The following is a 25,725-nucleotide window of genomic DNA, read 5'->3' as shown; positions in this document are numbered from 1 at the left end:
CACATTTAGCCAAGTTGACTGTTGCCAGTAACAGTCAACAGTCGCTAGTTAACAATTAACTTTTACTAAACTTTAAAGCCCATGTTAAGTGTTTTAGTTTTACTACCAATTTGTGCGGCGGCTATCATAGCTTTACTACCTAAAAGTCTTCCAGCAAACAGGATTCGTTTAGGAGCATTATACTTTTCTGGAATCGTCTTATTCTGGAATTTATTTATTCTGTGGAAATTCGATATCAAAAATCCAGGAATGCAATTTCAAGAATATCTTCCTTGGAATGAAACTCTAGGTTTAAGCTATCAATTAGGAGTTGATGGGCTATCAATTTTGATGCTGATATTAAATAGCCTACTCACCTGGATTGCTATTTACAGCAGTAGTCAACAAACCGAACGTCCTCGCCTGTTCTACTCAATGATTTTACTAGTGAGTGGCGGGGTGGCGGGTGCATTTTTAGCAGAGAATTTGTTGTTATTCTTTTTGTTCTATGAACTAGAATTAATTCCCTTCTATTTATTGATTTCTATTTGGGGAGGACAAAAACGGGCTTATGCTGGGATCAAGTTTCTAATTTATACCGCTGTTTCAGGGGCATTAATTTTAGCAACCTTCTTGGGTATGGTGTGGCTGACTGGTTCTACTAGTTTTGCTTGTGATGCAGTCTCTACGCAAACCCTATCAACAGGAATGCAAATCCTCTTACTAACGGGGATAGTGTTAGGTTTTGGAATTAAAATTCCTTTAGTTCCCTTCCATACTTGGTTACCGGATGCTTATGTTGAAGCTTCAGCACCAATTGCCATTCTTTTAGGTGGGGTGTTAGCCAAGCTGGGAACTTACGGACTGTTACGATTTGGGATGGGCATGTTTCCCGAAACTTGGAGCATTATCGCACCAACTTTGGCAATTTGGGGGGCAGTTAGCGCTATCTATGGGGCAGTAGTTGCGATCGCTCAAAAAGATATCAAGCGCATGGTAGCATACAGTTCCATTGGTCATATGGGCTATGTCTTGCTAGCTAGTGCTGCCAGTACTTCTCTAGCACTTGTCGGTGCTGTCGCCCAAATGTTTAGCCACGGTCTGATCCTGGCAATTCTTTTCCACTTGGTTGGAGTTGTAGAAGCCAAAGTCGGGACGCGCGAGTTAGATAAACTCAACGGCTTAATGAGTCCCATACGTGGTTTACCCTTAATTAGCGCTTTACTAGTTTTAAGCGGCATGGCTAGCGCCGGTATTCCCGGTTTGACAGGATTCATCGCTGAATTTATCGTTTTCCAAGGTAGTTTCTCTGTCTTTCCCATCCCCACACTGTTGTGTGTTGTTGCGTCTGGCTTAACCGCAGTCTATTTTGTTATCCTCCTCAACCGCACCTGTTTTGGCAAACTCGATAATAACTTAGCTTATTATCCAAAAGTTTTATGGTCTGAGAAAATACCAGCTTTAATCTTGGCAGTTTTTATCATCTTTTTGGGAATACAACCCACTTGGTTAGTGCGTTGGAGTGAACAGACAACTACAGCAATGGTAGCCACAATTCTCCCAGCTGAAAAAACCGTAATCTCTCAAGTAGTCAATAATCAGTAGTCAGTGGCTATTAGAAAACAACTGACAAATAACAGATGTTTTAAGCATTTTTCATGCTTTAAAAACACGTCAACAATTAATTACACCAACTATCGATTAACATGACAGCAATTCAATTACCTCCTTCCAAACATGAATTTGCCGAAGTCATTCATCGCTTAGAAGCTGGCGGTGCGATGTTGCCGGATACCCCAGAAAATTTAATGCAAATCATCGGTTTATATAAAGCTTATGCAGTACCGATGGACTTTTATTGGCGTGACTTGCTTTATATTGCCGAACATGTATTTTTAAATCCGTTGCCTTTCTTTAAATACTTCTTGCCCAAAGAGTATTTAGAACTGCATAATCATTACGCTGGTGATGATGCCGATTTACGAGTTTGGCGCGGCGAAGCCACAGCGCATCCAGAACTTTTGGCATTTATTAATAAAGGTGAAACCTTCAAAATGCCAAAGTTATTACATCATTTGTTCCACGATCGCATTAACATGGAGTTTGCCGAAGCTTGTATGCGGGCGATGCTGTGGCATAGAGGTATGGGCGGAAAATTTGACCCTTACTTAGATTCTGAAGAATACAAAGCCAACGCCGATCGGGCAATTAAAGCTTACTTCCAAGGCAACCCGGTAATGCTGGGACTTTACAAGCTATTTCCAGATATGTTTTTAGAACAATGTCGCCAGATGTCTTACTACGCTAATCTCGGCTTGTTCTGGGAAGTCATGGCACCTGTATTTTTTGAAATGTCCGATCGCTATGATGAAGGTACAATCGCTAGCGTTCCAGAGGCAATGAATTTTATTGTCAATGGAATATTTGCAGTTGCAGATCGCCCGATTTACCATCATCTTTATATTCGCGGCGAATGCTACGAAATTGTTCCTAAATCCAAGGGTTTTGTCTGGCTGTATGAAGCTGCATTACCTTATGTCGAAGCTGTTTTCTACCGCACTGCTCCGTTTCGCGGCACAAAATCTTATAATGCTCAAGCGCGTCAAGTACCAGAAGACCAAAAAGATTTTCACTACGGGATTCTCTACGCGGATGTATTTCCAGTAGGTACGGCTGGCATTCCGCCGACATTATTAATGCAAGACATGTTGCATTTTCTGCCACCTTATCTTGTTGATTACTACAGCAAACATTGCCGTGGTGAAAATGATATGTTGATTCAGCTAGGTATTAGTTTTCAAAGGTCAATGTACTGTGTAACTTCTGCGGTAATTCAAGCTTTGCGAACAGCACTTTTACATCCTTTAGATGACCCCGATCCCGAACACCTCCAAGCCAATCGAGATTTCTTTGAAATGCAACTCAATCGCTTTACTCGTTCTGACTACAACATTCGTGATGCTGCACGTCTGCGTAATATTCAAAACCAGGATTATAGATAGATGATTCCTTCAGCCTCCTTTTTCATGGGGGCTTTAATATATTATGTAAGTTTTGTAGTGAGCTAGTGTTTTTAAACGCAGAGGTAGATGCGTTAGGGGCTTACCGAAGGTTAGGCAAAGTCAGCGCCAAGGTACGACGCGGAGTATTGCCAATTCGTCAATAGTTACAGGGCTGGGTGCGTTAGCTTACTGCATAACACACCCTACAATTAGTTATCGATAAGAGCGATCGCTAATATATTAGAGATGTTTGGTTAGAGATGTTTAGACAACGAAGCTCTAAAAATAATCTGCTAAACTATCTAAAATTTAAAACTATCAAAGCTGCTAGCTCAGCGCTGATAACTAAGTATGAGTAAAGCCTTATTCTGTATCGAAAATCTCCGGGTTGCCTATCCTCAACCAAGTGGAGAAGAACTAAGCTGGGCAGTTGATGATGTATCTTTCAGCTTGCAGCCAGGTGAAAAAATGGGATTGGTGGGAGAGTCGGGCTGTGGGAAGTCAACTATCGGACGCGCCGTAATGCGCTTACTACCAGCTTCTAGTCGCGTTGAGGGACGAGTCACATTTCAGGAACAATCAGTGTTTGACTTAACGCCTAACCAATTGCGGAAATTTCGTGGAGAAGCGATCGCTTTAATTTTTCAAGATCCGATGACACGCCTCGATCCGCTGATGACCATTGGTAAGCATTGTATTGAAACTCTGCAAGCGCACTCCCCACAATTATCACCCTCACAAGCCAAAGAAAAAGCAATTGCCACATTGGCAAAGGTAAACATTCCCGAAAGTCGCTGGAATCAGTTTCCTCATGAATTTAGCGGCGGAATGCGACAACGGGTAGCCATCGCTTTAGCTTTACTTCTCAACCCGAAGTTGATTGTTGCAGATGAACCCACCACAAGTTTAGATGTCACCGTTTCCGCGCAGATATTACAAGAATTAACTCGGCTGTGCAGTCAAGAAAACATGGGATTGCTGCTGATTTCTCACGATTTAGCAATGGTAGCTGAGTATTGCGATCGCATTGGCGTTATGTACCAAGGTAAGATGGTGGAAATGGGTTCCACAGAAAGTGTATTTAGACAACCGCAACATGAATACACCCAATCCCTCCTCAAAGCAGCTTTACATATTCAATCAGTCGATGAAATAGAGACTGGGGAACTCGGGGTCCCCTTTGGGGATAAGGGGCAATGGGGACTGGTGGCTGGGGAGGAAAAGCAATTAGCGAATATTAATCAGAAATCACCGATTTTGAGTGTTACGGAACTCAAACAATATTACACTATAGAACCTAACTTTATTGAAAGACTATTTAATAAACAACCACAGACAATTAAAGCAGTAGATGGTATTAATCTGGAGCTATATCCAAAAGAAATTCTTGGTTTAGTTGGGGAATCAGGTTGCGGTAAAAGTACATTGTCACGGACAATTTTGCAACTAATTCGTCCCACGGCTGGTAAAGTTGAGTTTTTAGGACAGGATTTAACTAAACTGTCGCGCAAACAAATTCGGTCTTCACGGCGACAAATCCAAATGGTTTTTCAAGATCCCCATGCTTGTCTGAATCCAGCAATGACAGTGGGACAAAGTATCGCTGATCCTTTATTTATTCACAATCTCGCTGATTCTGTGAAGGCAAAAGAACAAGTTTTATCGATGTTAGAAAAAGTTGGCTTAACACCACCACAAGTGTATTATGAGCGTTATCCATCAGATTTGTCTGGAGGACAACAACAAAGAGTAGCGATCGCTCGTGCTTTGATTACTCACCCGAAACTTTTAATTTGTGATGAACCTGTGAGTATGTTAGACGCCAGCGTGCAGTCACAAGTCTTGGATTTGATGTTGCAATTAAAAGAAGAGTTTGAGTTAACTTATCTGTTTATTACTCATGACCTTTGGTTAGCTAGATTTTTGTGCGATCGCATTGCCGTAATGAACGGTGGGAAAATTGTTGAACTCGGTAATACAAGAGAGATTTTTGCCAGTCCTCAGCACCCATATACCCAAACCTTACTAGCTGCTGCTCCCTTATTAGCACGCGCTTAACTATACGAGTGTAGCGAAACGAAGCAATCACAAGGTTTTGGCATTGCTTGACTTTGTTGGCAATGACATAAATAATTTTGCATAACCACTAATGAGGATTGGTTTGATTTGCTTGGCTTAAGTGGGTTAAAATTCAGGGCAAACATTAGACTTTAGTCCAATATGGCAGGCTTTTGAGAAGTTGTATTGTAGATATTATTTTGTAAATTTATAAACATTTTGTAGCACAGGCGGTTGAGTGGGATGAGCGATGTCTACGACGGGCTACGCCAACGCACAAAGATAAACCCTAAAAAGAGCGACACATCAACTGTTCCCCATCCTTCGCTGGCCTCACCCACAACCCCAACATTAGCCAATCCCACGCCTAGTTTTGGTTTAGAGTTATCAAACCAGAAAGATCCTCAGTCTGCTGGGGAGCAGTCCCAGGAACAAGAAGCTTTCAAATACCAGCCTCTAGAACACGATATTAGTCGCATCTCATTGCGTTCCCAGGCAAAATTCTCAACCAGTCAATTCAAAGATCCTTCGGTTCGAGACGATGATTCAAACGAGGTTTCGATGTTGCCAGTGCTAGCCAAGCAGAGGGTGAATCAGGCACCAAACCTCTACGAACAACAAACCGATTGGCTTGTGGATGAAGTGATGCCAATGCAAATTCCCGAGTCAAATGAGGCTGTGGTCATGCGATCGCTCACCCAAAGCCTATCTGAGAAATCTGCTGCCTGGGAACAGGGGGATGCCAATGGTCAAATGACTCCTACTTTGCCGCAACCTCAAGATTCGATCGCAGCTCAAGAGTTATCAAACCAGCAAGATCCTCAGTCTGCTGGGGAGCAGTCCCAGGAACAAGAAGCTTTCAAATACCAGCCTCTAGAACACGATATTAGTCGCATTTCATTGCGTTCCCAGGCAAAATTCTCAACCAGTCAATTCAAAGATCCTTCAGTTCGAGACGATGATTCAAACGAGGTTTCGATGTTGCCAGTGCTAGCCAAGCAGAGGGCGAATCAGGCACCAAACCTCTACGAACGACAAACCGATTGGCTTGTGGATGAAGTGATGCCAATGCAAACTCCCGAGTCAAATGAGGCTGTGGTCATGCGATCGCTCACCCAAAGCCTATCTGGCAAATCTGCTGCCTGGGAACAGCACAACGATCTCATCCAACGAGATCAAAGCGATAATTTACAGCCTCCTGCCAACGGTCTACCAACTCCTGCTTTGCCACAGTCCCCAGCTACTAACACTGCAAATCAAACAACGCCGGATTCCAGCTCCAATCCCAAGATAGAGGAGATCGCTGTGGAACAGCTGGACGAGCAGTTAATCCCCGAAACCATTGAATCTGCTTTGGTGCAAATCGACCTCAGCGGCTTGCCTGTTTCAGATAACCCCCCCAACTCATCTGACAATACAACCCCAACAACCAATCTGTATGCGGCTCTATCGCCATCTGAGAATAGCAACGACTCGAATCTAATTTTTAGACAACCAACCCCCGCAACCGCTGCTTCCCCAGCTGCCAGTCCAGATCCTCATCCGCCGCAAAATGCGACTACAGGGGATTTGGTGCGGGCAATTATGGCTGTGCCAGCAATTAATAGCGAACTGATTTCGCTACGAACCCAAGCGAAAAACCGGATTACTCAAGACTGGTCGCAGCTGAACGCCGGCGGACAGGTTGCTGTCGTGAGTACAACGGTTTTAATTGGCGCAGGGGCGCTGACCGGGGTTTTCTCCAATCCAGAGACTCGAAGATTTGCGTTAGATAAACTCAACGGACAAGTACTGCCCGTTCCCGGAGTCAACTGGTTGCACCTGGAACTGAATACAGGTGGTAATAACCTGATGCTGGGAATGCACCTTGATATCGGACAACTACTGCCCTCTAGTCTAGGCTTTGGTGCATCTTCTCCCAGTGCGATCGGCAGTCCGCCGCCGCAACCCCTACCGGTTCAGCAGATTCAGCGGCAAGAAGATAACACCGAGACAGCTGCACAGGGGGCGATCGCCCAAGGCATCCATGCGGCATCTGGTAAGGGCAGCAAATTGGATGCTGGGGTTGAACAGCATTTGGAGCAGCATTTAGGGGCAGACTTAGCCAACGTGCGAATCCATACCGATAGCGAAGCAGATCGACTTTCTCAATCGGTGAATGCAGTTGCCTTCACAACAGGTCAAGATATTTTCTTTAGTTCCGGTAGCTACAATCCCACTTCCACAGAGGGACAACATCTAATTGCCCATGAAGTGGTGCATACCGTACAGCAGAGAAATGGAGCCGTCGCTGGCACACCCACAGCAGAAGGGGTTTCCATTAGCGATCCCTCCGATCCGTTTGAGCAAGAAGCCGAGCAAATAGCAGATCGAGCGATGCAAGCTCCCAAACCAGAAATGCTCAGTAAGGCATCAGCTAGTTCCAATGATTGGCTTGAGCCTCTAGTAGGAGGTTTTCCACAGAATGTACAACGTCAGAAGAATCGTCAAGCCGACACCTCTGTAGCTGAAGAATCGCTGACACAATTGCTAGCAGGTCAAGTTTTAAGCAAGACAGAATCCGTTGACGAACTACCAGCTCAAGCTGAATCCTTAGAAAGCGATACCGCTATTGATAGCGTTCAACGCCGCACAAAAGATGAAATAGTTATACAGCGATCGCTAGTTGATGATGTTTTCAGTTATTTGAGAACAGGCAATGCCATTGCTGATTTCGTTCTTGGTGTCGTCGCAGGAATACTTGAGTGGATTGAGAACTTAATTACAGGCGTAATCAGTCTTGCAGGGAGTTTACTGGAACTGCTCGCTGAGGCAGATAGAGGTAATATCTGGGCAAGCTTGGGAGTTATTGGACTAATTGTCTTGATTATCCTAGCCTGTGCTTTCCCTGAAGTCTCAGTTCCGATTTTAGTGGGTGTTGGGATTGCAGTAGGAGCTCTACACCTGGTATATCACATAGCAATGCTTTTTAATCCTTTAATCAGTGCCTATGAAAAAGGAAAACATTTAGGCAAAGCATTAATTGAAGGCTTACTTATTGTTGTCAGCGTCCTGGAAATTCTTCAGTTTGCCAAAGCATTCAGGACTATCTCTGAATTGACAGAGGGTGCTGGAGCAATGCAAAAAATTCGTTGGATTATGCAACTGCGGCGCTTTGGCAGCATAGAAGCCAGTCTAGCAGTTTTAGATGAAGTCAAGAATGTTGATAAAGCCATTCAATTGATTGAGCTTGCTAAGAATTCTGAAAAAGCTTTGGAGCTAATTAGAGCCGAAAAAAATATTGATACGTTATTAGAAATTCTGCGGATTGAAGGAATTACAGTTGATAATGCCTTGCAACTGCTAAGTAAGCCAGGCATGACAGGAAGCATTTTAAGAAATTTACTGCGTAATGCTGATGGTTCTCCCCGAATGACTGTGGTTAAGTTAGAGCAACTGCTTAGTCATAGTAAAATAGCAGACAACGTAACTCTATTACAGAGCTTAGTTACTCATCCGAAAATTACAAATCTTGGTCAATTGGAAGAGTTGCTAAATAATGCCAAGATTACCAATGGTACTGAACTTTTAAATATATTAAACCATACTAAAATTAGCAATGGTGCTGAGGTTATAAGTTTACTAAACAATAGCAAGATTGAAAATACGGCTGAAATTCTCAGCCTACTGAATCACACCAAAATCGCAAATGTTACCGAAATTATCAGCTTGCTAAATCACACCAAGATTCCGAATGTAGGCGAGCTTCTCAGTTTACTGAATCATACCAAAGTTACTAACATTGCTGAACTTCTCAGCTTACTAAATAATGCCAAGATTACAAATGTAGGTGAGCTTCTCAGTTTACTGAATCATACCAAAGTTACTAGCATTACTGAACTTCTCGACTTACTAAATAATGCCAAGATTACGAATGTAGGCGAGCTTCTCAGTTTACTCAATCATGCCAAAATTACTAGCATTGCTGAACTTCTGAGTTTAGTCAATCATAGCAAAGTTACGAATGTTACCGAAATTCTTGACTTACTGAATCATCCTAAAGTTGTAAATGTTGCAGAGATTTTAAGTTTGCTAAATCATAGCAAGGTAACGAATGTTGCAGAACTTGTTAGCCTGTTGAATCATAACAAAGTCACGAATATTACTGAGATTTTAGACTTATTGAATCACGCCCAGGTTACTAATGTTACTGAAATTTTGAACCTGCTCAATAATGCAAAGATACCCAGTATTACTAGGCTGCAAGAGCTTCTAAATGCAAATATTACAAATAATGCTGCCGAACTTGAGCGTCTTCTTAACCTTGTCAATACCTCAGAAGACCTTGAACTTTATGTGCTAATGGCAGGAGGAAAAGGTGAAATTGCAGGACTAGAAGCAATTTTGAACCGTGCAGTTGCCAAGGGAGATGTTAAGCGAGTTGAGGATATTCTGAATCTAGCCAATGGTAATGCAACTGTATTCCGCAAATTGGCTGATGCAGCACCATTGTTCAAAGTACCACCACTAGCAAAACCGACGATGAGTCTACCAACTCCAACACCTCCCTACACAGGTTTGACTCCAAATGCAACTGCGGGGCATTTTCTAGATCATACGTATGAATATGTCGATTTACCAAGTAGGCTGAATAAGACCCTTGGTACAACACTGTGGCCACCAGGAACTACTCCTGCTACTCTTGAGACGCATGTACAAGAAGCAGTTAATGTCCTAACTTCCAGTACACCTCCTACAGTGATTCTACCGGGAGCTCCACAATCAGTTTCTATCAGCGGTTTTACTGTTCAAGTCGGTACGCAAGGATCTGCAACAAACTTAAGAATAGGACAATTTTTCCCGACACCTACAGGTGGTGGAATTCACTACACACAGGCTGAAATAAATGCCCTATGGAGGCTGCTACAATAAAAATAAGTGAATCGATTATTAATTTTTTAATCTAGAGGCATGAGAAAGGAAGATTACTATATACTCTGTTTTGAAACGTGGATGATTGCGAGCAAATCGATTGCTTTAGAGAAAAAAATGAAATGAAAACTAAAGTAGAATTTTGTGCTTATATTCGTGAAGGAAATGAGTTTCCTTGCATTGATGAGAATACGTTGAAAGTGGATTTTAAAAAATATCGTGACAAATTAATTAATTACTTAGATGCTGATGGATTGATTGTGATTAGCTCCTTAGATGAGCCTAATACTCGCGTGCAGATTCAAGATGAATTATGGGCGATTGTACAAAATCTTTGCTTCATTACAATTCCAGACTTAGTAGCTGAAAAATCTGCGGTTGTTAGGATATATAATAACTATGGATTTGTACGATTAGATCCAGAGGGAAATATAGTAAGAATATCAGGTGATGGAATCCCCGATATTAGAATTGACCGTTCAGAATTGATAGTAGCTCTATATGATTGTGGAAAAAGATTTATAGAATTTTTCCGAATGCTCAGAGGTAACGATCTTGAATATCAAGATGTTATTCAAGGGTTAGATGAACATGCAAAAACCGCAAAGCAATCTATTGAAAACTGGCTTGCCATCAAAAATTCTAAGGGCTGATAGCGACTGTTGTTGAGATGCTTTGAGATGAATGGTGATCGCTTGCTACGATTGCAGCATCAAGAGTTGATAGAGAATGTCTCAATCAGCTTATACCAACACGTTTAAAGGCAAAACTTTAAAATCCTAAACAAATAATTCTGGTGTTGCATTAATTGCGGGATGATTTGAGAATTGGCATCGAAACATAATCATCGCCTCCCAGCGTCACCACCAATCATGCCTTTATTCAGCAACGCTGTAATTCTTAGAACTCTTCATTAAACTCTTCACTTCCTTCAATTAATTTAATTGCTTCTCCACTCGAATTATATAGCTCAACAAATCTTTTAAAAAGTAAAGCAGTTTCGTGATTTGAAACTCGATTTAAATTGAATAAACGCTCTATTTTTCTCTCAGCTAGAGCCTTTAAATATGGTAAGTCTTCAAAGAGTGTCAAACAAGAAGCAAAATGCAAAATTATTTGCAATAATGGCTTTGGCCATTCTAAATCACTATAAATATCTATAAATAAATGATGTTCCGAATCATTTAATGGAAAAACGTGAAAAATCACAATTATTCTTTTGTTATTATAGACCGGAATACTCAGCTCAATCGTGTAAGGACTATGCAATATTAAATCAACTTCCACTATTGGTTGTCGCCAAATTCTCAAAGGATTAGCTGGGGAATCTAATATTGTTTGAAATTTTATTGCCCCACCAATATTTGTATTTTTAAAATGGCTGACATTTATGATTTTTAGGTTATTTAGGCTAAATTTATGAACTGTTTCTAAATGTTTTAAGCTCAAGAGATGATATATTTGACAAACATAAGGGAATGGTAAAATATATTCTTGGCTAATCATGTGTAGCTTTTTGATTTTTAACTTTTCGGCTTGAATCCGATAGAGATATTCTTGATACTGGTTGGGTTCTAAATCATTACCATTAAAGCCTTCCTCTGGTTTGAGATATAGCCAACTGAAAAAAAAGAAAGAGGCTGTAAATAGTTGAAATATTTCTATAGTCGAGACATAACCATCAGCAAATGTAGCTAGACTTCTATCAGTTATGCCAAAAAGCCAAGAGGGAATACCAAATAGCCAAATTAAATTTTTAATTTTATCTATAAAAATAGCAACTTCAACTTCTATAGATATGTTATTAGGTTTAATTTTCTTGACACAAGTATCATTGTTTGTCAAAAACTTAATCAGCATAGTGAATAGAAGTTAAACTTTTACAAAAATTCATATTACTACTAATTTAAGTTTAAGCATAACTAATATTAGCACCCTCTATCTTTAGCTGTAGATACAAGTTATTTTTATTGAAATCGATAAAATAATTTTTTTTAAAATTGCGCTAAAAAATACAAAATTTTCTCTATCTATATGCATGTTAATGTTTTATAAAAATATTTAAAAATTATAATGTAGAGAATTTAGTATTGTATATTATGATGGATATATATTAGAGATTACTGTGCTATGATAAGCTCAAAAATAATTTTATTGAAATTATATTAAATATACATACATATTTAAACCAAAAGATTTATTATTTGTGTAATTTTTAAAGTTACCTATTTGCTGATAATAAGAAATGAATTAGAGGTGAGAAATAAAGACTTATGATTTCAGAGTGATAAATGATAAAGTTTTTCAGCTACAACCAGTACAAGAGACAATGGATTGCAATTTTTATCTAGTTGTAGCAATAGTGGTGTCTTTGCTAATGATGTAGAGCTTACCAGTTAAAAGATATATAAGATGAGGTAGAAAATTTTACCTCATCTTGCTTAGCCCTTTTAGATTTTTTGTAATTTAAAAATTAGTAAGTTAGTATTTTAGAGAATCTCTACGTCAACATCTTTAAGAATTAGGATAAAAGCTTTATAATTGCTACTGTTAAAGCTGTAATATTTTTGAATATTTGCTGAAGATTTTCTTTGAGACTTAGCAATGATGATTCGCCATGCGATTGAAACTGACTTACCTACAATTGTAGCAATTTACAATGCTGCAATTCCCAGCCGCATGGCGACTGCTGATTTAGAGCTGATATCTGTGGAAAGTCGGCTTGCTTGGTTTAAGGGGCGATCGCCTTCACAACGTCCGCTTTGGGTAATCGAGGTAGAAGGAGTAATTGCTGGCTGGCTGAGTTTCCAATCGTTTTATGGACGACCTGCTTATAGTACGACAGCTGAAATTAGTATTTATATAGCGCCTGCCTTTCATCGATGTGGTTTAGGAAAGCAACTTTTAGCACAAGCAATTCAAGAAAGTTCTAATTTGGGTTTAAAAACTTTAGTATGCTTCATTTTTGCCCACAATCAACCCAGTTTAAACTTATTTGCAACATTTGGGTTTCAACAGTGGGGACATTTACCTAAAATTGCAGAACTAGACGGTGTTGAACGAGACTTAGTTATTATGGGACTCGGAATTAATCAATAGGTAAACAGCCTGGGCATCAATATTTTATAAATCTTTATAGGACTGCTATAGTGTTTTTGTTGATTTGCGATCGCTGGAATTAATAAAGCTTCTAATTGATGAGAAGTTACTCTATTATTTATAGTTAGAGTATTGTATCGTTTTGCGTAGTCAGAGTTTCATTTTGCAGCTTTGGACATGGTAAGCAACTCAGCATTTAATTCTGTAGCCAACTTTATAAGTTATTCTTTAATTAAGAAAATATTTTATTATTAACTCTAAGAGGTTGTTTGAAAAGTGTTTCACTGTGACTTTAGGTACTTTTAGATTTCCCGACTACCTCCCTTTTTAAGGGATATTTAGAGCGATCTAAAACTTTTGATACCTACAAGAGGACTTTTCAAACATCCTCTAAGACAAAATTATTTTATTCTCTGGTGAGAGTGATTAAATAGCACTATAACGCAAAAGCACAATAACATGGCTTTTTCTGATGAATTACACCACTATCGGAGCGTGCGCTCTGGAGAAACGTTCCAATGTCTAGTTATTTCTATCCTTCTACATTTTACTTTACTGGTAGGTGGCAAATATTTGCTTACAGCTTTTGTACCTGAGCCGAAGCAAGATATTTCTCAAGAAATTCCAATTGAGATAGTTGAAGTTCCTCCTAATGAAACACATATACCTCAAAAAACCTCACGGCGGGCTATTAAAGATTCAATTGCAGGGGGTAAAGCTTCACCGAAAAGACCTGTTTCTGCTGTCAAGTCACGAATAGATGCACATAAAGCCTCTAGTGAAAGTTCTTCTAACTTAACAGCCTTATCTCCAGCAAAGATATTTCAGCCAGAACCAAGGCAACAGAAAGCAAAATCACCAAATTTATCTCCTGAGCAACCAAAATCTGAACCAACACCACTCACAAAAGCAACCACACCACCAGCACCAAAGCCCCTGGCGCTAAATACAAAGTTACCAGCGCCGAAACTTGAGCCAACACCACTCCCAAGAACAACCACACCACCAGCACCAAAGCCCCTGGCGCTAAATACAAAGTTACCAGCGCCGAAACTTGAGCCAACACCACTCCCAAGAACAACTACACCACCAGCACCAAAGCCCCTGGCGCTAAATACAAAGTTACCAGYGCCGAAACTYGAGCCAACACCACTCCCAAGAGCAACCACACCACCAGCACCAAAGCCCCTGGCGCTAAATACAAAGTTACCAGTGCCCAAAGTTGAGCCAACACCACTCATAAGAGCAACCACACCACCAGCACCAAAGCCCCTGGCGCTAAATACAAAGTTACCAGTGCCCAAAGTTGAGCCAACACCACTCATAAGAGCAACCACACCACCAGCACCAGAGCCAAAAAAAATTGCACTCGCGCCTAATACTACACCACCGCTAGCTAAGCCGCGAAAAACAGCGCTTGCAACAGCTACTAAATCACCAGTACCGAATCCTAAGAACTTAGGGCAGTCGGGAAGACCCTTAAGCGGACGAACACCATCTCAAGCTCGGTCTTCTAAAAATACAGGTGCAGCAAGCTTGCTGGGTGGTACGGTGAGTGTATCTAGTCGAAATTTTAGTGGTGATTATCTAGCAGCATTACCTAATTCCAACCGAGATCGCCAAGCTCCTCCTGGTATTGATGCCCAAAATCAAGATATAGATATTACCTCTTACTTAAACCAATTACAGCAACAAGTAAGGCAGCAGTGGCTACCGGGACTGAGCCAGTCTTCCCGGCGAACAGTACTTCACTTCAGTATTAGCCGTTCAGGTCAATTGAGCAATCTCCAGCTTGCAGAAACTTCTGGATTTAGTGTGACGGATCGAGCCGCACTCAACGCTATACAGCGAGCAGCGCCCTTTGCACCTTTGCCTACAGGATATCCCAACAACTACATCCAGATTCAATTTACATTTAATATCAATGTCTATGGGGAGCTAAATTTATCAGGGGATGGTGGACAATAGGTAAGCGATGAATTCAAAAGTAACAAACGCTTGTAATGTCAAACTTTAAAATGCTTAGATACAAGCGTTATTGTTGCCAACGGTGCTTATTTCAAGTTTCTGGCGTGGCGATCGCCCTGTCAACAGTTCCACTACATCCATCCCATTACCAATTACACCTGGTACACTTGGATATCCAGCACTCGCCCCTACTAAGAAGAGGTTCGGTAATTCAGTCACATATCCCAGACGATTTAAACCAACTTGTTTTGGTACTAATTTTGCACCGTAAATATTACCCTGCGGTCGTCTAAGATAAAATTCGCTGATGGTAGGTGTACCGTAAACTTTGATTCTGGTGTAGTTGTCCACATCTGGAATCAAATCTCGCACACTTGTCATTATCTGCTGATAAACTTGCTGTTTTTTAATTTTATATGCTTTGGGGTTAGTTTTATGCAGATATTCAAATGATTCATAGGAGCAGACAGTAGCAATCTCTAAAACATGATGTCCCTCTGGTGCTATCCCTGGTTCCCTGGATTTCATCGTCGGACACGAGAGGAAAATCCACGGCTGACTGAGGTCTCCCTGCAATTGTTGTTGATATTCTTTATTGAGGTTGCCTGTAGGATAATACCAAATATTCCAGTTCCCGATGCCGTAGCGATGGGGATTGAAGCCGCTATCTAAACCTAAGTAAATATTGAAAGCACTAGCTGAGTATTCGTAACGAGTGAGACGTTGACGCTCTTTATCGCTCAAAGCCTCAGAATCGTGCATCAACTCTACTGTTAATTTAGGGTCGAGGTCGCTGATATAAGCCTTAGTAGCGCGATAGGTGATTCCATCGGCAAGTACGCTATGGACAGTGCGGTTGCTAACTTGAATATGGTTAACTGTAGTTGAGTAGTTAATTACACCGCTACCTGCGGTAATTACGTTTGCAATAGTGTCAACAAAGTGTCTGAAGTGATGTTTTGGATAATAAGCGCCTTCTGAGTAGTCCGAAACTAAGGAAGTGTGGGTAAGTAGAGCAATTTCTTCAGGTGGTAATCCATAATCACCACTTTGCCCCGCCAAGACTGCTTGTAGTTTAGGCGACAAACCGACATGGTTATACAAATTTTGTAGTGTCCAGTTCCGCTTGCAAAATAAATTGAAATATTTTGGTAACTTTAACCAATCAGATAATTTGCGATCGAACCACCGTACTTCCTGTACGAAGTTGCGAATTTCTTGGTGGAGTTGCACAATTTCATTGCAGTAATGGTTAATCGCCCCAGCTTCTTCTGGAAATGTCGAAAGTAAACGCGATCGCAAATTCTCCCATCCTAAAGGAATTCTAAAATCTGCCTCTGGTGTAATAACTCGGTCGATGCAGTCAGGATTGAGGCTATTAAAGGCTATATCTTGATGAATATAGTTTAAAAATTGAGCTATAGTTTGACCAGAACCACATTGGGAAATGTAATGAACGTTAGCACAAAAACTATATTCACCATAATCAAAGGTGTGACAGCATCCACCAGGTAAATAATGTTGTTCTAAAACTGCTACCCGGTAGCCTTGCCGAGTTAAACAAGCTGCGGCAGAAAGTCCACCTAGTCCTGCTCCTAGAATTACGTAATCGAAGATTTCCATGTCGGTTTCCTTTGGCAATCTTGATTTTGGTGTTAAGGTTTTTTCACTATTTTGTATTTGAAAAAATGCCAAAATACTCAACAGTTATTCACCTAACTTTTTAGTTTTGGCTTGAGGGCGAGTTTTTGCACGCAATTAACTAGGAGTTATAAGTAGGTCAATATTGAAAAACGTAATTTATTAATCTTTGCAATTACTTCTCTACGAGACGCTTTGCGTAGCTTGCTTCCACGTTCGCGTAGCGTCCTACAGGGAAGTGGTACGCTTGACTCCCTTTTGCTCGTAATGACATTTCACGTTTAATCAGGCTGAGCTACTTATCTCTAAGATTTAGATGTCCTAAATAATATTTAAAATAGCTACAAACTTTTGCCGTAAATTTTGGTAAAACTTTGTAGTTATTTAACAGTTGCTAATTTAATAATTTAAATTATTTTTTCTCTATTTTATGTATTCAGATTATCTAACTCAATAAGAAGTGTTTGATAATGTCTGCTTTTCTTTATCAAAGCTGAATATTTCAACAACGTACAAGAAAATAACACTTAATCTACAAGCTTTTTATATCTGATAAATATGAAGTTAAATTTGCCAATCAAGTAGTATAATTTTAATTAGTTAAAAAATATGTAATAAATAAATCTGGAAAGGTTAAAAAACTTATTTTTAATAACTTAAAACTTAAAAAATTACCATTAAATTTTAGAAAAATCTCTTCTGAACGCTAAGACCACTGTTGTAGAGATTACAATTGACTATACTCAATGCTCAACGATCCATTTACACCACTTGTAGGACAACAACAAGCTATAGAGTTACTCACTCAAGCTGTCAAACAAAACCGCGTTCCTCCAGCTTATTTATTCATAGGGCCAGATGGTGTCGGAAGGAGTTTAGCAGCTAGGTGCTTTGTAGAATTGCTATTCTCTAGTCAAATGCAAGCCAGTGCATCTTTACAAAACCGTTTGCTTCAAGGTAATCACCCAGCTTTATTGTGGGTGCAACCAACTTACCAATATCAAGGACAACGATTCACAGCAGCAGAAGCGGCTGAAAAAGGACTTAAGCGTAAGACACCACCAGTAATTCGATTAGAGCAAATTCGAGAAATTACTGAATTTCTCAGTCGTCCGCCTTTGGAAGCGCCAAGGAATGTGGTAGTACTGGAAGAAGCTCAAACAATGGCAGAAGCAGCAGCGAATGCTTTACTGAAGACTTTAGAAGAACCAGGACAAGCGACATTAATTTTAATCGCACCTACAGTTGAGTCTGTGCTACCAACCTTGGTGTCACGCTGTCAGCGCATTCCTTTTTATCGCCTAGATGCACAGTCTTTAGCTGTTGTACTAAAGCAAACAGGTCATGAGGAAATTTTGCAACATCAAGCAGTATTGAGCATAGCAGCTGGCAGTGTAGGAAAGGCGATCGCTTCTTTTGAGCAACTACAAGCTATTCCCCCTGAATTACTCGCAGACTTGAAACTCGCCCCTAAATCTTACCGCAACGCTTTAGAGTTAGCTAAAAAAATTGATAAAGATTTAGATATAGAAGCACAACTATGGTTAGTTGATTATCTTCAGCAATTTTACTGGCAGCAGTGGCATCAATATAACACAATCCAGCAGCTAGAACAAGCTCGTAAATACTTACTTACTTATGCTCAACCACGGTTAGTTTGGGAATGTCTGCTTTTATCTATGTATCAAAAATAAAGCATAATTCAAAATTCTCAATTTAGAACAATCCTGCCAATTCTACGAATATTCACAAGCTAGAATAGTTGTAGCAGCTTTCTATATCGTGTAGATGAGTACTCCGACGTTGAAGTGTCAAAAAACATCTTCTCAAAACACTAGGGATTTACTCAATTGCCAAAAGTTCTAGAACTGCATGGCGTAATTTGTAATTTATAATTCGTAATTACTATACCGTAAGCGTTTCATTGATTTGAAATCAGTGGTTTATTTACGCACTCGGTGTATTAGAAAAAACTCTTGGTGAGGAGAACTAAATAAAAGCTGTCTAAATTATTGTCTTTGAAGATTCCACCCCTGGCTCATGATCGACTTACCACAGACAATTCCTGTTCTTCTTTTAGGGGCGAGCTTGGCTGTGCTTTCCCCTCGACTTTGCACTGCTTCCAGTGTTCAAAAGCTACCTAGTCTTGCCCAAGCATCAACTAATTTGCAAGTGGTCAAATCAGCAGGACTGTCCCCCGATATGAATGTACCTTGGTCAAAACCTGTGAAAATCGTTGACCCTTTTGAAGGGGAGTTATTTGGGGTTTTTGATCGTAATTATTTAGGTGGTTCTTTATACCGTAGTGGCTCAAAGCAAGTTATTAGTTTGTGGACTCCTTCCAGCATTCGACTACTTGTAACAATAAATAACGATCAAGCAAGTTCTTCTTTCTATACCGCAGGTAATATATATTATCCTAGACCTGATTATGTGAGGTTCGTTACTACTAAAAAAGTAGATAAACTCTTGCTCAAGGTCAGAGAACAAGTTTTTCGATTAGACAGTTCAACCGGCACGTTTGCTGTCAATAAAGAGTTAGCCACTGCTTTGAAAAATGCTCCTGATGAGAATTTAGACATTAGATTAGTATTGGAAGGAGGCCAAACCGTTGATAGCGAAATTGGTAAACAGACAGTGAAAGCTTGGCAAAGTATCTATTGATACTAGATTACTGTTAAACATAGTAGTATTCTGTCATTGCGAGTCGAGTAGAGCGCAAGGAAGCAATCTCAGCAGATCCAAACTACGCATGAAGAATCAAGGAAATACCCTCTTTCTCGATTTCCCCCACTCCCTTTTCTTCAGAGTAGCCGCACAGACTGTACACCACTCGCTAGGAATGAAATAAACATCTTTCTTCCTCTAGCCCTGTATTTATTGAGACAGCTAAGAATACTGTCAACTTATTCATCATTTTGATTTATTAAATGGAAAAAAAAAAGTAATTGTTTTTATTGTTAAAAGTATTTAAACTAGAGTTAGCCGGTCAACAATTAGTTAATTGTCAAGTTTTTCTTAGCAAAAGCTTAGGGAAATAGATCCAGTAACTTTGTATATTTAGGTGTGACTTTAAAATATTACGCCTGTGGTAATCTCTAACAAATCAGAATACGCCCTTCTAGCCCTGTTAGAGTTGGCAACTTGCTACCCTAACGGTGACGCCCTGCAAATTCGAGAAATAGCAGTATTACAAGACATACCAAACCGCTATTTAGAACAACTCCTAGCAACATTAAGGCGTGGAGGTTTGATTAAAAGTATACGCGGAGCCAAAGGCGGCTATGTTTTGGCACGAGACCCCAGGACAATCACAGTACTGGACGCTTTTACCTGTATGGAAGGGTCAGATGTTGTTGTCTCTACTTGTGAACCGCCTCCCAGTACGGTAGAAGGTGAGCTAATTCAAGAAGTGTGGCAGGAAGCACGTCAAGCTGCTAACTCTGTATTAGAAAAATATACACTCCAAGACCTTTGTGACAGGAGAGCAATCCGCCAACAAAAGGAACTGATGTATTATATTTAGGAAAGTTTAACTACTCCACCTTTGTGAGCTACGGTGGTGTAGCCATCACTTCTTCTAAGAATACAAGGTGTGTTATGGGCATTAGTCCTAACCCACTATTAAATATCTTTGTGCCTAAGCGAGCGGCATAACACACACTACAAAACTTATTCAAAACTTTTGTGTAAGCACGATAAATATTTACACCGACCTACTTATCTTTAATCGGAGTGTGTGGAAAAATATCATTTATAAGGTATGTAGTTTAGCGTTGGTGAAAATTTTTGATTACAATGCAGATGTCTACTAGGCGGCCTGCTGTCTACTAAATTCAGTAAATAATCGATGAGTAATCAACTACAAGACTACAATCCCAGCAGCGTAGGTGAAATAAATGGCAACCTTTTGGGTTTACCATTCGATTACGAGTCTGCAAACCTGATTGTCTTTGGTGTCCCGTGGGAAGTGACTGTTTCCTATGGTGCAGGTACAGCTAACGGGCCACAGAGGATTCTGGATGCTTCGACGCAATTAGATTTGTTCGATTTTGATCATCCCGATGGCTGGAAGCAGGGAATTTTTATGGTCGAAATTTCCCAGGATATTTTAGAAAAGAACAAATACTATCGCAGCTTAGCAGCAAAAATTATCGAGCGACTAGCTCAAGGTAAAAAACTCTCAGATACACCAGATTTAACACCTGTACTGACAGAAATCAATCAGGCTTGTCAACAAGTTAATCAATGGCTGTTTAAGAATTCTCAGCAAGCAATTAACAATGGTAAACGAGTCGCAGTTATTGGAGGAGATCATAGTTCGCCGTTAGGTTATTTCCAAGCATTGGCGACTCGCTACTCAAATTATGGAATTTTGCACATTGACGCACATGCAGATTTACGCGACGCCTATGAGGGATTTGAATTTTCTCATGCGTCGATCATGTTTAATGCAATGAAAATACCGCAAATTTCCAAGTTAGTGCAAGTTGCTTTGCGAGATATTTCTCATGATGAAGTGCAGATGATTAACCAATCTAATAGTCGGATTATTGCTTATTACGATCCTGCCATTAAACAAAAGCTTTACTCTGGCACAACTTGGATTGATTTATGTCGAGAAATTATCAATCATTTACCTGAGTATGTTTATATTAGCTTTGATGCTGATGGCTTAGATCCAAAACTTTGTTCGAGTACAGGTACTCCTGTTCCAGGTGGATTGGAATTAGAACAAGCATTTTGCCTGTTTCGGGAATTGGTAAATAGTGGCAGAAAAATTATTGGCTTTGATATTTGTGAAGTTGGTGATAGTGAATGGGATGGGAATGTTGGGGCACGGGTTGTTTATAAGCTGGCGAATTTGATGGATTTGTCGAACAGAATTCAGCAGTCAGAATAGACAATTGAGTATATGCTCTCACCTTTGCTCCAATTGTACTGTACTTTTGGCGGATGTTCTATTGTTCCCGATGTTACTCGTCTTCATTTGGGAACGAATTCATTATTTTAATTTTTAATTGGTATTACCTCTGTATTTGATTCTTGTTGATATAAGTTATGTCTTGGCAATTGCTGTAAAATATTTTTGTAGATAGATGGGTCTAATGGCATTAATACTTGTGGAATTTTTTGCCAAAAATTTTTGTGACTCTTGACACCCATATCATTTATTAATTGTTCAATATGATGTAAGTGAAATGGAGCAATGCAAGTACCATTATTGTGAGTATAATCCCAGTGTGTTTTAATCCATTGCCATTCTGTAGCCATTTCATCGTACATCGCAGAATTAGAAGGTAATACTAAGTTACCTTTGACAAATTCAGCTAGCCACCTAGCACCAATTTCTGATGTTAATTGACAATAAAAGCTAGAGTTATAGCCAACAAAACCCATTTGCGGGATGTCAGGATGAATTAGATGGCGATAAAGATGAAAAATATTTTGGTTGTCAATAATTAACTGATGATACTTTTCTTCTAAAAAGGGTATATCTTGGCGAAATCCGGTTGCCAAAATAACTATGTCTGCTGATAAATGCTCACCTGTTGCTAACTCTACACCACCCGACATCAATCTGGCGATCGCAGTTTTAAAAGTCCGAATTTTTCCAGAACGCAGGTGCTTGCGAAAGTCTGGAGGAAGTACAGAGATACCACCACAATCCAAAGATTGATTTAAGGGTTTGCTAGGCTGCATCTTAAAAGCATCAACGTCTAAGTGAAGACCCAAAAGCATTTCACAGACTCGCCAGTAAAGCCATACCAATGGTTTGCCTACAGTGTGTAGTAACCTTTCTATACCCTGTAGGTGACGATAGGGTAACCAAGCTTCCGCAAAACGACTTAACAGCACATATTTCATGTTAAGGACTCCAAAGAAAAACCTAGGAATTTTCCATGAAGCTTGACGAAAGACAAGTGTGCATTCTGCGGCTACTGGCGCAGCAGTAGTAGCGATGTCAATAGCAGATTTGCCAAAACCTACAACAATCAGCCGTTTACCTGTGATCGCCGAAATATCATTAAACTGGGTAGAGTGTAGCAGTTGACCACCAGAGGCAATAAATTCTTCTCTCCCACCAAGTGAAGGTTGGTGAGGAATATTGAATATGCCATTGCACACCAATACAAAATCAAATTCATACTTCTGCGATGTGGTGTTACTCTCACTATCGGCTAAAGTATTTACACTGACTACCCATCCTGTTCCATCAGTTTTTTGCTCAACTTTGGTAACTTCTGTGTGAAAGCGAATCTTTTCCATCATGCGAAAATGCTGTGCGTAAGACTCTAAGTACTTTTGCATCTGTTCTGCTGTCGGCCACTCTGGATAAGATGCAGGCATGGGATAATCAGAGAAAGCATAGGTGTCACGAGTATTTTGGGTAGTCAAACCTGGATAAGTACGAGATTTTTCCCAGACACCGCCTAAACTTTTTTGTTTTTCAAATACAGTAACTTCGTAGCCTTCCTCAATAAAGGTTTTAGCTGCAACCAAACCACTGATTCCCGCACCAATTACGCAAACTTGCTTTATCAGCATAATCGACTATCCTCTATAAACTTCCAAACCAAGGAAGTTAACTAACAATTAATAAACTAGGTGCTAAATGTAAAAATTATATTATATTCAGCCACAGGTATCTAGATTATTATCAAGCAGCAAGTTGTAGTAATTTTCTACTATTACATATTCTCTATCAGGTGCTAGTTTTAATTATTAACACCTGAATAAGAATTAAGTTAAGCAGCAATAACTACATTATTATCAATTGTCGATACTTGCATAAATGCTTGTTGCTCATCATAAGTTGTGACATATGCAAAGAGCGCATTAACTAATTCTGTCATCAACTCAAATACTTTATCTGCCAATTGCAATGCAGCTTGATGCTGTATGTCATTCATCTCAATGCTTTGGAGAAAATTCTCTATATCATTTGTGCCTGTTGCATGACCAGTTTCTACAGCTAAATGAAATCCACCGAAATATAAGTATTTATTGCCTGTAATTACTTGCAACTCTTGGGTAACTTGTGCAGTATTAGTAAATACAACATTTCCGGTTGCCTCTAAAACTTCGATGATAACTAGCTTTTGTAGAGGATCTGACTCTAAAGCATAACGAAATAATTGATGAACTACCCAACGTGGAGTTTTGGTTGCTTCACTCCATAAAAATTTCATACTCTCGCTGAATCTTAATGAGTGGTCAAACCCAAGTTTGTCAATATCTGATAGAAACCATAGCCAGTGATGATCGTCTTCTTCAGTATGTTGATTAATTAATTTCTGAATAGGATCGCTACTTGTCAGATCACGAAATACATATTTATTTAATTCTCCAAAACCCATGATAAAAGGAGCAGCACATGGACTCCAAGCTAATCTTTTTCTGGGGTCTATGTTTTTATCTTGCATGAACTCCAATAAAGGTAACTGGGCAAACTCTTGCTTCTTAGCTTCAATAAATGCAAGGATTTCTTTCATATTTAATGCCCTATCTCACTCTAATAATTTAATTGTTCAAAAACCTACAGATAGATCGCACTAATTACAGTGCTATTGTTCATCTACTGCATTTAGTACTTCACGAAATAAAGTTTTTGTATAAAAAAATTATTTTGCTTAATTATTTTTTAATATTTTTTTTATAAAATCGTAACCGTAATTTTTTAGATTTCCTTTTGTAAAATAATTTACATCTATATATAGTATTATTAAATACAATTATTTTATAAATTACTAGCAGTATATAAAAATCAAAACTCAGTATTTTGTATATATTTTCTTGTTAACTCACAGTAAAAAAAATACATAAATCTTTTAGTTAATTCTTTTAAAAAAGAAAAAATGTGATTTACTATACATCAATATTTAATATTGTCAGTTTTTGGTGACAAATAAAAATTGCAAAAATATTTTATTTTATGGATATTTGTCAAAAAAACGAGCTAAAACCCCCATTTTTAGATTTATTTTGCTATCTAGAAAGGATCTGATTAATGAAATATCAATGTAATTTATAAAATATATATAATATTATTAATTTCCTATATTATAATGTATATCTTTAGATAGATGATAAAAAATAAATATTAATTTTTGCTACTTCAAATTTTCACTTTTTAAGACAGACATCGCTTTAGATTTTTTGAGAATTGGTCAATAGCGATCGCCTAAATCTTCAGTCTTGATATTTGTAAATTTGGTATCGTGAGCAAAGATTGTTTACAAACCACTAAAATTGATAAATTTATTTCAGCAAATCTAAATAAATAGCTATTTAAATAAGTACATTTAAGGATATGTCTAATCCGGTTAAAGTATTTTTTTCTTACTCCCACAAAGATGAAGCTTTGCGTGACGAATTGGCAACTCATCTGAGCATGATGAAACGTCAAGGGATTATCGAAGCTTGGCATGATCGCGAAATTAGCGCTGGTAGTGAATGGGCAAATGCGATCGATGACAATCTTGAAGTTGCAGATATCATTCTGCTGCTGGTGAGTGCTAACTTTTTGGCTTCAGATTACTGTTATGACAAAGAAATGACACGAGCAATGGAGCGACACGAAACGCGAGAAGCTCGTGTAATTCCGGTTATTCTGAAGCCGACAGACTGGAATGGTGCGCCTTTTGGGAAACTGCAAGCACTCCCCAAAAATGCTAAACCTGTAACCACCTGGCCAGACCAAGATGAGGCTTTTGTAAATGTCGCTCAAGGGATTCGCAGAGTTGTGGAAGATATTGCCAAATCAAAAACCTCCTCTTCAACTGCTTCTGGAACTACTACACCTGCGACTTCCAGCCCTGCTGCAACGAGTGGGGGTTTAACTGAGCGCCAGCGTCGCCGATTAGAGCAAGAACGAGATTCACTGCAACAACAGTATGACCTGGCTACCACAAAATTAGGTCGCCTGCGCCAAGCTTACGGCATTGAAACAGATACAGCAACAAAGTTTAAGCTAGAAGCGCAAATTCAGGAAAGCCAAACAGAACAGAGTAGATTAGATCAGCAGCTTGAGGAAATCGAGCAAAAGCTTTTGTAGTTTTCTTTT

The 25,725-nt window shown here is 39.4% G+C and carries 15 protein-coding genes and 1 pseudogene; 12 read left to right on the top strand and 4 right to left on the bottom strand.

What is annotated here, in order from left to right; all coding sequences use genetic code 11:
* The first annotated feature begins 81 nt into the window (after positions 1-81).
* The 5 genes and pseudogenes from FCR06_RS19515 (at position 82) to FCR06_RS19495 (ending at position 10,603) form a co-directional block, all read left to right on the top strand.
* On the top strand, positions 82-1,584 hold the full coding sequence (locus FCR06_RS19515; RefSeq protein ID WP_138502621.1) for an NADH-quinone oxidoreductase subunit M: 1,503 nt from the start codon (positions 82-84) through the stop codon (positions 1,582-1,584).
* A 101-nt stretch (positions 1,585-1,685) separates the two neighbouring features.
* A complete protein-coding gene (locus FCR06_RS19510; RefSeq protein WP_138502619.1) occupies positions 1,686-2,981 on the top strand; it encodes a CO2 hydration protein in 1,296 nt (431 codons plus the stop codon).
* Between the two features lie 351 nt (positions 2,982-3,332).
* Complete coding sequence (locus FCR06_RS19505; RefSeq protein WP_138502618.1) at positions 3,333-5,039, top strand: dipeptide ABC transporter ATP-binding protein; 1,707 nt, start codon at positions 3,333-3,335, stop codon at positions 5,037-5,039.
* A gap of 243 nt (positions 5,040-5,282) precedes the next feature.
* Positions 5,283-7,310 (top strand): annotated as a pseudogene (locus FCR06_RS34820) (DUF4157 domain-containing protein); the annotation flags it as partial.
* 2,717 nt (positions 7,311-10,027) lie between these two features.
* Positions 10,028-10,603, top strand: a complete 576-nt coding sequence (locus tag FCR06_RS19495; protein WP_138502614.1) for a hypothetical protein — start codon at positions 10,028-10,030, stop codon at positions 10,601-10,603.
* Between the two features lie 247 nt (positions 10,604-10,850).
* Here the strand turns inward: FCR06_RS19495 and FCR06_RS19490 are convergent, their stop codons facing one another.
* Positions 10,851-11,810 (bottom strand): hypothetical protein, encoded by a 960-nt coding sequence (locus FCR06_RS19490; protein WP_138502612.1) that lies wholly within the window; start codon positions 11,808-11,810, stop codon positions 10,851-10,853.
* 744 nt (positions 11,811-12,554) lie between these two features.
* On the opposite strand from FCR06_RS19490, the gene FCR06_RS19485 reads away from it, so the two are divergent.
* The gene (locus FCR06_RS19485; protein ID WP_138502610.1) at positions 12,555-13,049 is read left to right on the top strand and encodes a GNAT family N-acetyltransferase; all 495 of its coding nucleotides are present in this window, start codon (positions 12,555-12,557) and stop codon (positions 13,047-13,049) included.
* Between the two features lie 459 nt (positions 13,050-13,508).
* Positions 13,509-15,017, top strand: coding sequence for an energy transducer TonB (locus FCR06_RS19480; RefSeq protein WP_138502608.1), 1,509 nt, complete (start codon positions 13,509-13,511; stop codon positions 15,015-15,017).
* A gap of 54 nt (positions 15,018-15,071) precedes the next feature.
* On the opposite strand, the gene FCR06_RS19475 is transcribed toward FCR06_RS19480, so the two are convergent.
* The gene (locus FCR06_RS19475; protein ID WP_138502607.1) at positions 15,072-16,640 is read right to left on the bottom strand and encodes a phytoene desaturase family protein; all 1,569 of its coding nucleotides are present in this window, start codon (positions 16,638-16,640) and stop codon (positions 15,072-15,074) included.
* Positions 16,641-17,404: 764 nt separating this feature from the next.
* Between FCR06_RS19475 and FCR06_RS19470 the strand changes: the two genes are divergently transcribed.
* The 4 genes from FCR06_RS19470 (at position 17,405) to speB (ending at position 21,561) form a co-directional block, all read left to right on the top strand.
* Positions 17,405-18,352, top strand: coding sequence for a DNA polymerase III subunit delta' (locus tag FCR06_RS19470; RefSeq protein WP_138502605.1), 948 nt, complete (start codon positions 17,405-17,407; stop codon positions 18,350-18,352).
* A gap of 346 nt (positions 18,353-18,698) precedes the next feature.
* Positions 18,699-19,322: a hypothetical protein gene (locus tag FCR06_RS19465; protein WP_189523493.1), complete on the top strand. Its 624-nt coding sequence runs from the start codon at positions 18,699-18,701 to the stop codon at positions 19,320-19,322.
* A 424-nt stretch (positions 19,323-19,746) separates the two neighbouring features.
* Entirely contained in the window at positions 19,747-20,184 is a 438-nt protein-coding gene (locus FCR06_RS19460) for an RrF2 family transcriptional regulator (protein ID WP_138502603.1), read from the top strand.
* A 324-nt stretch (positions 20,185-20,508) separates the two neighbouring features.
* Positions 20,509-21,561 carry an agmatinase SpeB gene (speB, locus tag FCR06_RS19455; protein WP_138502601.1) on the top strand — a complete coding sequence of 351 codons (1,053 nt, stop codon included), beginning with the start codon at positions 20,509-20,511 and terminating at the stop codon, positions 21,559-21,561.
* A gap of 107 nt (positions 21,562-21,668) precedes the next feature.
* Here speB and FCR06_RS19450 read toward each other — a convergent pair whose 3' ends face one another.
* On the bottom strand, positions 21,669-23,207 hold the full coding sequence (locus FCR06_RS19450; protein ID WP_138502599.1) for a flavin-containing monooxygenase: 1,539 nt from the start codon (positions 23,205-23,207) through the stop codon (positions 21,669-21,671).
* Positions 23,208-23,407: 200 nt separating this feature from the next.
* Positions 23,408-24,154: a hypothetical protein gene (locus tag FCR06_RS19445; RefSeq protein ID WP_189523492.1), complete on the bottom strand. Its 747-nt coding sequence runs from the start codon at positions 24,152-24,154 to the stop codon at positions 23,408-23,410.
* Between the two features lie 818 nt (positions 24,155-24,972).
* On the opposite strand from FCR06_RS19445, the gene FCR06_RS19440 reads away from it, so the two are divergent.
* Entirely contained in the window at positions 24,973-25,716 is a 744-nt protein-coding gene (locus tag FCR06_RS19440) for a toll/interleukin-1 receptor domain-containing protein (RefSeq protein ID WP_138502597.1), read from the top strand.
* The last annotated feature ends 9 nt before the right edge of the window (positions 25,717-25,725 follow it).

Source organism: Nostoc sp. PA-18-2419, from assembly GCF_005869855.1.
In the GTDB taxonomy this organism is placed as follows: Bacteria; Cyanobacteriota; Cyanobacteriia; order Cyanobacteriales; family Nostocaceae; genus Nostoc.
The sequence above is the reverse complement of the archived record's forward strand: the minus strand, read 5'-3'. Positions and strand labels throughout refer to the sequence as shown.

Coding starts and splice junctions, on each gene's coding strand:
- FCR06_RS19515 (WP_138502621.1), top strand. CDS start 82: ATGTTAAGTGTTTTAGTTTTACTACCAATTTGTGCGGCGGCTATCATA.
- FCR06_RS19450 (WP_138502599.1), bottom strand. CDS start 23,207: ATGCTGATAAAGCAAGTTTGCGTAATTGGTGCGGGAATCAGTGGTTTG.
- FCR06_RS19510 (WP_138502619.1), top strand. CDS start 1,686: ATGACAGCAATTCAATTACCTCCTTCCAAACATGAATTTGCCGAAGTC.
- FCR06_RS19440 (WP_138502597.1), top strand. CDS start 24,973: ATGTCTAATCCGGTTAAAGTATTTTTTTCTTACTCCCACAAAGATGAA.
- FCR06_RS19475 (WP_138502607.1), bottom strand. CDS start 16,640: ATGGAAATCTTCGATTACGTAATTCTAGGAGCAGGACTAGGTGGACTT.
- FCR06_RS19465 (WP_189523493.1), top strand. CDS start 18,699: ATGATCGACTTACCACAGACAATTCCTGTTCTTCTTTTAGGGGCGAGC.
- speB (WP_138502601.1), top strand. CDS start 20,509: ATGAGTAATCAACTACAAGACTACAATCCCAGCAGCGTAGGTGAAATA.
- FCR06_RS19505 (WP_138502618.1), top strand. CDS start 3,333: ATGAGTAAAGCCTTATTCTGTATCGAAAATCTCCGGGTTGCCTATCCT.
- FCR06_RS19445 (WP_189523492.1), bottom strand. CDS start 24,154: ATGAAAGAAATCCTTGCATTTATTGAAGCTAAGAAGCAAGAGTTTGCC.
- FCR06_RS19470 (WP_138502605.1), top strand. CDS start 17,405: ATGCTCAACGATCCATTTACACCACTTGTAGGACAACAACAAGCTATA.
- FCR06_RS19490 (WP_138502612.1), bottom strand. CDS start 11,810: ATGCTGATTAAGTTTTTGACAAACAATGATACTTGTGTCAAGAAAATT.
- FCR06_RS19485 (WP_138502610.1), top strand. CDS start 12,555: ATGATGATTCGCCATGCGATTGAAACTGACTTACCTACAATTGTAGCA.